The following is a 12,295-nucleotide window of genomic DNA, read 5'->3' on the forward strand; positions in this document are numbered from 1 at the left end:
TCTCCCATATTTTTTATATTATTACTATTAGTACCACATAATTCTTTAAATTTCAAAAGAAATATTATATTATATAAAAATAAGGAGATGATTAAATATGAGAGTAGAAGTTTTAGAATCAGCAAGATGTGCCTTAAAAAAGGAGTTTAATGGAAAAAATGTTGTTGTAATTGATGTCTTGAGGGCTACAACAGTTATGGTTACAGCTTTACAGAATGGTGCCAGTTGTATTTATCCATTTAAAGAGATAGATGAAGCGAAAGAGAAGTGGAAAGTAAAAAAAGATGGATTTTTAGCAGGAGAGAGAAAAGGACTTAAAATAGAGGGATTTAAATTTGGGAATTCTCCATTAGAGTTTACTAAAGAGGAAGTTCAAGGAAAAGAGATTTTTATGACAACAAGTAATGGAACACGAGCTATAGAAAATGCTTTAAGTGCAGATAACTTATATATTGCGTGCTATTTAAATATATCTGCTATTTCTAAAAAACTTTTAGAGAGTAAAAAAGATGTTGTTATTCTTTGTGCAGGAACAGATGATGAATTTTCATTGGATGATGGACTATGTGCTGGAATGATTATAAAAAAAATGTCTGAAAAAATTAAATTAGAAATGAATGATCTAGGGTTAGCATTGAAAAAAATAGCGGATTTGACTTCAGATATAAAAGAAGTTTTGTCTGAAAGTAAACACTATAGTTATTTGAAATCTATAGGCTATGAAGATGATTTAGAGTATTGTATAAATGTAGATATTTTCAATATTGCTCCATTTTATGAAAATGGAAAAATAAAACTTCCTCTTAAATAGAAAGAGGAAGTTTTTTTAATGATTTTTTCATTAATGGAATACTAATACTAAGACAAATAAGTTCAGCAATTGGAATAGCTAACCAAATGCCAATTTCTCCCATGAATATAGGCAATATAAAGAGAGGAATTAATACAAATATAACTGATCTTCCACAAGATATAAATGCTGATTCAAAAGGTTTTTCAATAGATGTGTGGAAACTACTAGATATTATATTAATAAATGATAATAAATATGCAAATGTAAAGAAAAATATAGCTCTATTAGTTAAATCAGCTAGCTCTTTATTTCCATTTGAAAAAAGATAGATTATATTATCACCAAATATATGCATACCAATGAAGGTTGTTAGTCCAATTGCTGCTCCAGATTTTAAAGCAACTTTAAGTACATCCTTAATTTTATCAATTCTATTAGCTCCTAAATTATATGAAATTATAGGTTGCAAGGCTTGAGAAAGGCCATAAAGAGATATATTAACAATTGAATTAATATAAAAAACAATAGTTAATGCAGATACTCCCAATATACCAATATTTTTCATTATAATAATATTGAAAATATATATAGTGATAGCACTTGAAATAACAGTGAGCATCTCAGAGCTACCATTGTAAAAAATCTCTTTAATATCTTTTAAGGTACATATTATTTTTCCAAAACGCATATGATGAAAAAGAGTTAAGGCTCCAAACATATTTGCGAAACATGATGCAATAGCAGCTCCTTCCATTCCCATACCTAATTTTAAAACAAATATGTAATCTAGAAAAACGTTAGCAATAAAGCAAACAGAACCACTAATAAAAACTTGATTAGGTTTACCAGCTATTCTAACAAAAGTTTCAGTAAAGATAGGCATACTAAAGAATATAGAACCTGGGATAAGTATAGCTAAATATTTCTTAACAAGAACATAAGTTTCTTCATTAGATCCTAAAAGCATTATAACCGCTTCAAAGTTTGATAATAGAAAAACAGATATTATTAGAAGCGTTGTTAAAAGTAAAACTAAAGTTAGACTTGTAAGACCTTTAGCTCTATGCTCATTCCCATTTCCAGAAGCAATTCCAACTAAAACTCCACCACCAATACAAATCATAAGAGCAATACTAAGTAACAAATTAATAAGAGGCATAGATAGATTAACAGCAGCTAGACCTTGTGCTCCAACTCCCTTGCTTAAAAAAAGACCATCTACCATAATTTGAAGGGAAACAATTAACATTCCTAAGATACTAGGTAAAGCGAATTTAAAAAATAATTTTTTGACACACCCATTTTCTAAAGTGATATTTTGTGACATTTTTTTCTCCTCTATGAAATTAAAATAATATTATATAAATAAATAGTTATATGTGTTATTATAAACTATATACTTAACTATATTGTCAAGGAGAAAATATGAAGAATAGATATAAAATTTCTGAACTAGCAAAAATAGCTAATATTTCAAAACAAACTCTTATTTTCTATCATAAAAAAGATATATTGGTTCCAGAATATGTTGATGAAGTCAATGGATATAGATATTATTCTAATTCACAAATATGGGATTTATTTTTTATTATAACTTTAAAAGAAGCGGGTTTTTCTTTAGAAGAGATAAGGAATTATATTAAAGTAAAAAATCCAACTAAAAATATAGAGTTTTTAGAGGAAAAAATTTATGATATAGATAAAAGAATTGATGAGTTGAGAAAAAGTAAAAATAGAATAACTGAAAAAATAGTGTGTTTAAAAGAGATGTTAAGTAATTTAGAAGAGAAAGTTGAAATAGTTAACTTAAAAGAAATGAAGGTCTATTTTATAAAAATAAAAAATCCTTTGGACCAAAAAGAAATAGCAGAAACATATGATAAATTACAAAGGTTAGGGAATAAAAATAATATAGAAGAGATAATCTATATATCAGAGGTAAAAAAACATGATTTATACGAAGGATCAGAATTACCATTAAGTAAAATTGGTATTTTAGTTCCAGATAGTCAATCGATAGTGGGCGAAGAGGTTCTAAAAAGTAAAATTTGTGTTATGTTAAAGCATAAAACTACTTTTGATATGATAAAGTTGACTTATGAAAATTTATATCGTTTTATAAAAGATAATAAGTTTGAAATTGAAGGGAACTCTATTGAAGTAGGAAATGAAGTTGTAGTGCCTTTTGAAAATGGCTTTGGAGGAATAATAGATATATATATTCCTATAAAAAAATTTGAAAAATAGTAAAAATTAAGATATTCTATAGGGTAGCAAAGAAGTAAAGAGGAGAAAAAATATGGATGCAAAAAAATCAAGAAGAAAAAAAGCTATGGGCTTAGAAGGTGTTGTGTGTATAGCAATACTTTCAACATTAATCTATTTAACATCTAGTAAAATGGGTGGAATTAATATGATTAATACTGTTATAAAAACAGCTCATGATTTACTGTTAAATACAGTATTCTTTATAATGGGAGTATCGGTTATTGCTGGAGCATTTGCAGGAATTTTATCAGAATTTGGAGTAATCGCAATATTAAACAAATTGTTATCACCACTAATGAAACCATTATATAGATTACCTGGAGCTGCAGCTTTGGGAGTTTTAACTACATATATTTCAGATAATCCAGCTATCTTAAGCTTATCAGCAGATAAAGGGTTTACTAAATATTTTAAGAAATATCAGTTACCAGCTTTAACAAATTTAGGAACTTCTTTTGGAATGGGATTTATAGTTTCTACATTTATGATAGCTCAAAGTGGTAGTATGAATGAAAATCTTGTATTCCCAGTTATTTTAGGAAATTTAGGAGCTTTTGTAGGTAGTATTGTAAGTGTCAATCTAATGATTAATTTTACAAAAAAGATTTTTAATGAAAAAAAAGAACCTTTAGAAGATGAATCTGTAGATTCAGATTTCTTTGAATATAGAGATATAAGAGATGGAAATGTGTTAGAAAGATTACTAGAAGCTTTACTAGAAGGTGGAAAAAATGGAGTACAAATGGGAATGGAAATAATTCCAGGAGTTTTAATAATTTGTACAACAGTTTTATTATTAACTAATGGACCAGGACAACAAGGTTATACAGGAGAAGCTTATCAAGGAATTGCATTATTACCTTATATAGGTGAAAAGCTACAGTTTATTTTAAAACCACTTTTTGGATTTACAAGTGCAAAAGCTTTGGCCTTTCCAATAACATCTTTAGGAGCGGTAGGAGCTGCGTTAGGATTAGTTCCTAGATTTATTAATGATGGAGCAATAACATCTAGAGAAATTGCGGTATTTACAGCTATGGGAATGACATGGAGTGGATATTTAAGTACTCACGTGGCAATGATGGATAGTTTAGGTTATAGAAAATTAACAGGTAAAGCTATATTTAGTCACACAATTGGTGGAATAGTTGCTGGAGTAGTAACTAATATTCTTTATACAGTTTTTATGTAATTTAATTACTAAAGGAGATCAACTATGAAAAATTATAAAATTGATTTACATATTCATACAAATGTGAATCCTCATGCATTTAGTACTTTAGAAGAAAATATAAGTGCTGCTTCTAAAAAAGGTATGGAAGTTATCGCAATAACTAATCATGGGCCAGCTTTACAAGATACACCACATTGGTGGCATCTTGTTAATATTGCTATTTTACCGAAGGAGATAGAAGGAGTAAGAGTTATAAAAGGTGTAGAGGCCAATATTTTAAATGAAAATGGAAAGTTAGATATAAATCAAAAAATTTATGAAAATATGGAATTGATTTTAGCAGGATTCCATGTTGTAGATGAATATGGAAACATAGATGATATCGAGAAAAATACACAAGCTATATTGAGTTTGATAAAAAAGCAAAAAGCTGATATAATAGTGCATCTGGGGAATCCGATTTTTCCAGTAGACTATGAAAAAATAGTGAAAGCGGCTAAAGAAAATAACGTGGCGTTAGAAGTTAATAACACCTCTTTAGGAACAATTACAAGAGTTGGTTCAAAGCAAAATTGTAAAAAAATGTTAGAACTAGCGAAAAAAGAGAGATGCTACATAGCTTTAGGAACAGATGCTCATTATTCAGGTCACATAGGAGAGTTTCAAAGAGCTATTGAACTTTTAGAGGAAGTTGATTATCCAGAAGAATTGGTAATAAATAGTTCGAGAGAAGCTTTTGATAAATTTTTAAAGCTGAGACAAGAGTTGAGAACGAAAGAGGTAAACTCTTAATTTTGGGAGGAAAGAAGATGCAAGAAAATAGAATTTGTGAATTATTAGGAATTAAATATCCAATTATCCAGGGAGCAATGGCATGGATATCGAATGGAAATTTAGCAGGACATGTGTCTAAAGCTGGAGGATTAGGGATAATTGCTGGTGGAGGAATGCCACCAGAGATTTTAAGACAAGAGATTAAAAAGGCAAAATCTATTACAGATAATCCTTTTGGAGTTAACTTGATGTTAATGATGGAAAGTGTTGCAGAGCAAATAGATGTTTGTATAGAAGAAGGAGTTAAAGTTGTAACAACAGGTGCAGGAAATCCAGGTGTATATATGGAGAAATTAAAATCTGCTGGGATAAAGGTTATACCAGTAGTAGCATCAGTAGCTTTAGCAAAGAGAATGGAAAGAATAGGTGCAGATGCAGTAATAGCAGAAGGATTAGAAGCAGGAGGACATATTGGTGAAATTACAACTATGTCTTTAGCAACTCAAGTAGCTAGAGAGGTTTCAATTCCTGTTATAGTTGCAGGAGGAATTGCAAGTGGAGAGCAATTTTTAGCAGCTTTAGCTTTAGGAGGAGAGGCTATTCAAGTTGGAACTATATTTATAGTTGCTCATGAGTGTGATGTTCATGAAAATTATAAAAATTTAGTATTAAAAGCTAAGGATAGATCAACAGTTACAACAGGAAATTATACAGGACATCCTGTAAGAGTATTAAATAACAAATTTGCTAAAGCAATATTAGAATTAGAGGTAAAGGGAGCTCCGAAAGAGGAGATTGAAGAGTTAGGAAAAGGAAAATTAAGATTAGCAGTTGTAGATGGAGATATAGAGAACGGAAGTGTTATGTCAGGACAAGTTGCTGGATTAGTTAAAGAAGCTCTAAGTTGCCAAGAGATTGTGGATAAATTAATGAAAGAATTAAAAGAAGAAAAAGTAAGATTAGATGAAACATTTTCAAAAATAACATTCTAATAGTAAAAAAGATACAAGGGTGGAGAGATCTACCCTTTTTATCTAAAAAATAAGGGGAGAAAATATTATGTATAATAAAGTAATGGAAACTGTTGAGTTTTTAAATTCTAAGGTTGTAAATAGACCTAAGATAGCTATAATTTTAGGATCTGGATTAGGTGGACTGGTAGAATATGTTGAAAATAAGGTTGTAATACCATATAAAGATATACCAAACTTTCCTATATCGACAGTTGCAGGGCATGCAGGAGAATTAGTTTTTGGTACAATAAATAATGTTGAAGTTTTAGTAATGAAAGGAAGATTTCACTACTATGAAGGGTATAATATGAAAGAGGTTACATATCCTCAATATGTGTTCAAGAAATTTGGAATAGAGACAATGATTGTAAGTAATGCAGCTGGTGGAGCAAATAGAGATTTTAAACCAGGAACGTTAATGATAATTAATGATCATATAAACTTTTTTGGAACAAATCCATTAATTGGATCAAATGACGAAAGATTTGGACCAAGATTCCCAGATATGTCTGAAACGTATAGCAAAGCTTTAATTGAAAAAGCTAAAAGTGTAGCTAATAAACTTAATATCGAATTTGAAGAGGGAGTATACTTAGGATCTTCAGGTCCAACATACGAAACAGCTGCAGAAGTAAAAATGATGATGACAATGGGAGCATCAGCAGTAGGAATGTCTACAGTTCCAGAATCAATAGTAGCTAATTATTTAGGAATTAAAATATTAGGAATATCTTGTATAACTAATATGGCTACAGGAATAGCTACTAAACCACATTCACATGAAGAGGTTGTAGAAATAGCAAATCAAACAGGAGAGAGATTCTGTAAATGGATTGCTGAAACAGTAAAAGAACTGTAATAATAAATTTATAGGAGGTCTAAAGTATGAAAGCAGCATTTTTTGACATTGATGGAACAATTTATAGAAATTCACTATTAACGGAGCATTTCAAGAAACTTATAAAATATGAGTTACTTGATATTAGAGAGTACGAATTAAAAGTGAAAGATGCTTTTAAAAAGTGGGATGAAAGAGTAGGAGATTACGATAAATATTTAGAGGAGATAACTACTACATATGTTGATGCCATAAAAGGATTATCTCTTCAATATAACGATTTTATTTCAGATCAAGTATTAGAGCTGAAAGGAAATAGAGTATATAGATTTACAAGAGATATGATAAAATGGCATAAGGAGCAGGGGCACAAAGTAATTTTTATTTCTGGAAGCCCAGATTTTTTAGTTTCGAGAATGGCCAAAAAATGGGGAGCAGATGATTATTGTGGATCAATATATCATTTTGAAGATGGAAAGCTTTCAGGAGATATCTCTCCAATGTGGGATTCAAAAAATAAAATGATAGCAATAAATAATTTTTGTGAAAAGTATGATATTGATCTATCAGAAAGTTATGCATATGGAGATACTAATGGTGATTACAGTATGCTTAATCTAGTAGGATATCCTAGAGCTATAAACCCATCTAGAGAGCTACTATTAAAAATAAAAACAGAAGAAAACTTAAAAAATAAAACTGAAATATTTGTAGAAAGAAAGGATGTTATTTATAAAGTTTCAGCAGATGTGGAAATATTATAAAAAAAACTTGACTTTTTTAGAAAAAAGTTTTATTATTAGTCCAATAATAAAAATAAATTTTTAAAAAGAGGAGGAAGTTATGTCTATAAATTTCAATAATAGTAATTATAATTGTAATAATAATAACAATAATAATAATTTATTGAAGTTTGTGATAAATAATTTCCGTTATCTCGAAATAAAAAGAATTTAAATTTAATTTATGTAGATTTATTTGTTTTAAATAAATTTATTTAGGTGCATCTTAAATAGGTGTATTATATTATGTTAAATTAGAACTCTTAACTATTTCCGCTAATGGAGATGTTAAGAGTTTTTTATTTTTATAAAAAAATTGGAGGTAGTATTATGTATAAGACAAAGTTGGATATCATAGAAACAGAGATTGCAATTAAAAAAGTAAAGGATTTTTTTGAAAGAGATTTAGCTAAAAAACTTGACTTAACAAGAGTTTCAGCACCTTTATTTGTAACACCTGAAAGTGGTTTAAATGATGATTTAAATGGTATCGAAAGAGCGGTAGCTTTTGATACAAAGTGCAAACAAGATGCAGTGATAGTTCACTCTTTAGCAAAATGGAAAAGAATGGCTCTTCATAAATACGGTTTTGATTCTGGAAAAGGTCTTTATACAGATATGAATGCAATTAGAAGAGATGAAGATTTAAGTCCAATCCACTCGTATTATGTGGATCAATGGGACTGGGAAAAGGTTTTAGAAAAGGATGATAGAACAACTGAAACTTTACAAGAAACTGTAAAAAAAATATACAGTTCATTAAAAGATACAGAAAGTTATATTAGAAATATTTATCCACAACTTTCAAAAAAATTACCCGAAGAGATAACATTTATAACATCTCAAGAGCTAGAAAAACTTTATCCAGAATTAACTTCAAAAGAGAGAGAGCATGAACATGCAAGAAGACACGGAGCAATATTTATAAGTGAAATAGGAAAAGTTTTAGAATCAGGAGAAAAGCATGATGGAAGAGCACCAGATTATGATGATTGGGATTTAAATGGAGATATAATTGTATATTATGAACCATTAAAAATAGGTTTAGAGTTATCATCAATGGGAATTCGTGTATCAGAAGAATCATTAGCTAAACAGTTAGAGATAGCAGGAGCAGAAGGAAGAAAAGAGTTAGAGTTTCATAAAAAACTTTTAGCAGGAGAGTTACCATACACAATAGGTGGAGGAATTGGTCAATCTAGGTTATGTCTATTCTTTTTAGATAAATTACATATAGGTGAAGTTCAAGCATCTTTATGGCCTCAGGAAGTAATAGAAGAGTGTAAAGCAAAAAATATTCCATTGCTATAAAAAATAAAAATAAGCTTGTCTTTCTGGAGAAAAATGGTATATAATTGGTATATTATATACTTTTGGAGGTGAAGGATGAGGTATTTAATAGATAAATTATCTATAGAAAATAATTTATCACAAGAAGAGTTAAAAATATTACTTACTAATCTAACAGAAGAAGACAGAGATTATTTAATAGATAAAGCATATGAAGTAAGAAAACAATATTATGGAAATACTGTTTTTTTTAGGGGATTAATAGAAATTTCTAATATATGTAAGTGTGATTGTTTTTATTGTGGTATTAGAGCTTCTAATAAAAAAGCTAATAGATATAGATTATCTAAAGAGGAAATTTTAGAGTGTTGCTATAGAGGATATTTGCTTGGATATAGGACCTTTGTTTTTCAAGGCGGGGAAGATAGTTATTTTTCTGATGAACTTTTAGAAAGTATAATAAAAACTTTAAAAAAGAAATATTCAGATATAGCTATTACTCTTTCCCTTGGAGAAAGAGGAGAAGAGTCTTTTAAAAGATTATATAGAGCTGGAGCAGATAGATACTTATTAAGGCATGAAACAGTGAATGAGAAACTCTATAAAGAGCTTCATCCAAATATGTCTTTAGATAATAGAAAGAAATGTTTAGAGTCACTTAAAGCAATCGGATATCAAGTAGGAAGTGGGTTTTTAATAGGATTACCTGGACTAAAGTTAATAGATTATGCTAAAGATTTAGTATTTTTAAAAGAATTAAAACCTCATATGGTAGGAATTGGTCCATTTATTCCACACGAAGATACTCCTTTGAAAGATGAAGAGGGAGGAACTGCTTATGATACAATTACTTTACTTGCTATAATAAGGCTTCTTTTACCAGATGTATTATTACCAGCAACAACTGCTTTGGGAACAATAGATCCCAAGGGAAGAGAAAAGGGATTTAAAGCAGGAGCTAATGTAATTATGCCAAATCTTTCTCCAATGGAGTGTAGAAAAAAATATGCTTTATATAATGGAAAGGTTTTTTTAGGTAAAGAGTCAGCAGAAGAGAAACTAAAGATTGAAAATAGCATTTTAGAGGCGGGTTTTCAACCGATACTAACAAGAGGAGATAATGTCAGATGGAAAAGAAAATAAATTTTATTAATCAAGAGTATATAGAAAAACTATTGGAAGAGTCTAAAATAACAGATTATGAAGAGATAGATAGAATATTAGATAAAGCTCACAATAAAGAGGGACTAACACATAAAGAAGTTGCATCTCTTCTACAGATAAAAGATGAGAAGCAAAAGAAAAGACTCTATGAAATTGCAGGAGAGTTAAAAAAATCAATTTATGGAAACAGAATAGTTGTTTTTGCACCTCTTTACGTAAGTGATTATTGTGTAAATAACTGTACATACTGCGGATATAAAAGAGATAATAAATTCCCAAGAAAAAAACTGACTAGAGAACAGATTCAAAATGAAGTTAAATTATTAGAAAAAATGGGGCATAAAAGACTTGCTTTAGAATTGGGAGAAGATCCTGTAAATGTTCCAATTGATTATGTATTAGAAGCTATCGATGCAGTTTATACAACTAAATTTGAAAATGGTTCGATAAGAAGAATAAATGTAAATATTGCAGCAACAACAGTTGAAAATTATAAAAAATTAAAAGATGCTGAAATAGGGACATATATTTTATTTCAAGAAACGTATCATAAACCAACATACGAAAGAGTTCATCCTAAATCTCTAAAAGGAGATTATGAGTATCATCTAACTGCCTTTAATAGAGCAATGGAAGGAGGAATTGATGACGTTGGTGCAGGAGTTCTTTTTGGATTAGCAGATTATAAATATGAAATTATAGCGTTGATGATGCATAATGAATATTTAGAAGAGCATTATGGAGTAGGATTCCATACGATATCTGTACCTAGAATAAAAAAAGCTGAAGGGATGAGTCTAGATGAATACCCTCATCAAATAGATGATGAGACGTTTAGAAATATTGTGGCAATAATAAGATTAGCTGTTCCGTTTACGGGGATGATTCTTTCAACAAGAGAAACCGCTGAGTTAAGAAGAGAGTTAATAAAATATGGAATTTCTCAAATAAGTGCAGGTTCTTCTGCTGATGTAGGAGGATATACAGATAGAGAAGAGGGAAGAACTCGAACTCAATTTGAATTAGCTGATCATAGGACGCCTTTAGAGGTATTAAAAGAGTTATTAGATCAAGATTGCATACCAAGTTATTGTACAGCATGCTATAGAATGGGAAGAACAGGTGACAGATTTATGCAATTGGCTAAAAGTGGAAACATTCAAAATGTCTGCTCGCCAAATGCACTGTTGACTTTAATGGAATATGCTATGGATTATGGAGATTTAGAATTAACAGAAAAAGTTGAGAAAGTTATAGCAAGAGAGATAGAAAATATAAAAAGAGAAGATATTAAATTATTGACTTTAGAAAAATTAGAAAAAATAAAAAATGGAGAGAGAGATTTGTATCTTTAGGAGGAACTTATGAAAAATACCCCGAATTCAAATAGATTACATATAGGGATTTTTGGAAAAACTAACTCTGGAAAATCATCTCTTTTAAATGCTATTACAGAGCAAAATATAGCGATAGTTTCAGAAATTGAAGGAACTACAACTGATTCTGTAGTAAAAGCCATGGAGTTTTTACCATTTGGACCAGTATTATTTATAGATACTGCTGGATTAGAGGATAATACACCTCTTGGAAAGTTAAGAGTGAAAAAAACTTTAGAGGAATTAAAAAGAACTGATTTTGCTATTTTAGTTATGGATGCAACAAAAATTGATATGGCATTCTATAAAGATCAGGAAATTCAATTTAAAAAGTATAACATACCGTTTTTATTTGTTATAAATAAAGAGGATCTTTTAACTGAAAATGAAAAAGATGTTATAAAAAAGATATTTCCAACAGCAATATTTGCTTCAACAAAGAATAGAGATTCTATTTTAAAGTTAAAAGAAAATATTTTGAAAGAGATAACTAAAGAAAAAGAGGAACCAAAACTTCTAGGAGATTTAGTTCCTTATAATGGAAAAGTTTTAATGGTTGTGCCTGTAGATTCAGAAGCTCCTAAAGGGAGGCTGATACTACCTCAAGTCCAACTTATAAGAGAGTGTTTGGACCACGGAATAAAAAGTTATGTAGTAAGAGATACTGAATTAGAAAGTGCTTTAGAGGATATTAAAGATATTGATTTAGTTGTAACAGATTCTCAAGCTTTTAAAAATGTGGATAAAATTTTAAATAATAGAGCTAAATTGACAAGTTTTTCAATACTTTTTGCTAGACAAAAAGGAGATTTAAATGATTTGG

The 12,295-nt window shown here is 29.4% G+C and carries 12 protein-coding genes; 11 read left to right on the forward strand and 1 reads right to left on the reverse strand.

The features are described 5' to 3' along the window. Positions 1–97: 97 nt before the first annotated feature. Positions 98–811 carry a 2-phosphosulfolactate phosphatase gene (locus ACRC8M_RS12085; RefSeq protein ID WP_438529365.1) on the forward strand — a complete coding sequence of 238 codons (714 nt, stop codon included), beginning with the start codon at positions 98–100 and terminating at the stop codon, positions 809–811. Here ACRC8M_RS12085 and ACRC8M_RS12090 read toward each other — a convergent pair. Further along, on the reverse strand, positions 804–2,120 hold the full coding sequence (locus ACRC8M_RS12090; protein WP_438529366.1) for an MATE family efflux transporter: 1,317 nt from the start codon (positions 2,118–2,120) through the stop codon (positions 804–806). The two genes, ACRC8M_RS12085 and ACRC8M_RS12090, sit on opposite strands and share 8 nt — an antisense overlap. 98 nt (positions 2,121–2,218) lie before the next feature. Here ACRC8M_RS12090 and ACRC8M_RS12095 point away from each other — a divergent pair, with 98 nt between their 5' ends. The 10 genes from ACRC8M_RS12095 to hydF all read left to right on the forward strand — a co-directional run. Next, positions 2,219–3,040: a MerR family transcriptional regulator gene (locus ACRC8M_RS12095; protein ID WP_438529367.1), complete on the forward strand. Its 822-nt coding sequence runs from the start codon at positions 2,219–2,221 to the stop codon at positions 3,038–3,040. A gap of 52 nt (positions 3,041–3,092) precedes the next feature. Then, a complete protein-coding gene (locus ACRC8M_RS12100) occupies positions 3,093–4,253 on the forward strand; it encodes a CD0519/CD1768 family membrane protein (protein WP_438529368.1) in 1,161 nt (386 codons plus the stop codon). A gap of 24 nt (positions 4,254–4,277) precedes the next feature. Next, entirely contained in the window at positions 4,278–5,027 is a 750-nt protein-coding gene (locus tag ACRC8M_RS12105; protein ID WP_438529369.1) for a phosphatase, read from the forward strand. A gap of 17 nt (positions 5,028–5,044) precedes the next feature. Then, the gene (locus ACRC8M_RS12110; protein ID WP_438529370.1) at positions 5,045–6,001 is read left to right on the forward strand and encodes a nitronate monooxygenase; all 957 of its coding nucleotides are present in this window, start codon (positions 5,045–5,047) and stop codon (positions 5,999–6,001) included. A gap of 67 nt (positions 6,002–6,068) precedes the next feature. Then, the gene (locus ACRC8M_RS12115; protein WP_438529371.1) at positions 6,069–6,881 is read left to right on the forward strand and encodes a purine-nucleoside phosphorylase; all 813 of its coding nucleotides are present in this window, start codon (positions 6,069–6,071) and stop codon (positions 6,879–6,881) included. A gap of 26 nt (positions 6,882–6,907) precedes the next feature. Then, positions 6,908–7,624: an HAD family hydrolase gene (locus ACRC8M_RS12120; RefSeq protein ID WP_438529372.1), complete on the forward strand. Its 717-nt coding sequence runs from the start codon at positions 6,908–6,910 to the stop codon at positions 7,622–7,624. 345 nt (positions 7,625–7,969) lie between these two features. Then, complete coding sequence (asnA, locus tag ACRC8M_RS12125) at positions 7,970–8,953, forward strand: aspartate--ammonia ligase (RefSeq protein ID WP_438529377.1); 984 nt, start codon at positions 7,970–7,972, stop codon at positions 8,951–8,953. A 75-nt stretch (positions 8,954–9,028) separates the two neighbouring features. Then, complete coding sequence (gene hydE, locus ACRC8M_RS12130) at positions 9,029–10,075, forward strand: [FeFe] hydrogenase H-cluster radical SAM maturase HydE (protein ID WP_438529373.1); 1,047 nt, start codon at positions 9,029–9,031, stop codon at positions 10,073–10,075. Beyond that, positions 10,060–11,451, forward strand: coding sequence for a [FeFe] hydrogenase H-cluster radical SAM maturase HydG (gene hydG, locus ACRC8M_RS12135; protein ID WP_438529374.1), 1,392 nt, complete (start codon positions 10,060–10,062; stop codon positions 11,449–11,451). Before hydE ends, hydG begins: the two co-directional genes overlap by 16 nt. A gap of 9 nt (positions 11,452–11,460) precedes the next feature. After that, positions 11,461–12,295, forward strand: an 835-nt coding sequence (hydF, locus tag ACRC8M_RS12140; protein ID WP_438529375.1) for a [FeFe] hydrogenase H-cluster maturation GTPase HydF, incomplete at its 3' end; no start/stop codon positions are given.

Source organism: Cetobacterium sp. (assembly GCF_051653945.1).
Classification (GTDB): domain Bacteria; phylum Fusobacteriota; class Fusobacteriia; order Fusobacteriales; family Fusobacteriaceae; genus Cetobacterium_A.

Excerpts from the sequence above, each read along its gene's own strand:
- ACRC8M_RS12085 (WP_438529365.1), top strand. The coding sequence starts at position 98 with ATGAGAGTAGAAGTTTTAGAATCAGCAAGATGTGCCTTAAAAAAGGAG.
- ACRC8M_RS12090 (WP_438529366.1), bottom strand. The coding sequence starts at position 2,120 with ATGTCACAAAATATCACTTTAGAAAATGGGTGTGTCAAAAAATTATTT.
- ACRC8M_RS12095 (WP_438529367.1), top strand. The coding sequence starts at position 2,219 with ATGAAGAATAGATATAAAATTTCTGAACTAGCAAAAATAGCTAATATT.
- ACRC8M_RS12100 (WP_438529368.1), top strand. The coding sequence starts at position 3,093 with ATGGATGCAAAAAAATCAAGAAGAAAAAAAGCTATGGGCTTAGAAGGT.
- ACRC8M_RS12105 (WP_438529369.1), top strand. The coding sequence starts at position 4,278 with ATGAAAAATTATAAAATTGATTTACATATTCATACAAATGTGAATCCT.
- ACRC8M_RS12110 (WP_438529370.1), top strand. The coding sequence starts at position 5,045 with ATGCAAGAAAATAGAATTTGTGAATTATTAGGAATTAAATATCCAATT.
- ACRC8M_RS12115 (WP_438529371.1), top strand. The coding sequence starts at position 6,069 with ATGTATAATAAAGTAATGGAAACTGTTGAGTTTTTAAATTCTAAGGTT.
- ACRC8M_RS12120 (WP_438529372.1), top strand. The coding sequence starts at position 6,908 with ATGAAAGCAGCATTTTTTGACATTGATGGAACAATTTATAGAAATTCA.
- hydE (WP_438529373.1), top strand. The coding sequence starts at position 9,029 with ATGAGGTATTTAATAGATAAATTATCTATAGAAAATAATTTATCACAA.
- hydG (WP_438529374.1), top strand. The coding sequence starts at position 10,060 with ATGGAAAAGAAAATAAATTTTATTAATCAAGAGTATATAGAAAAACTA.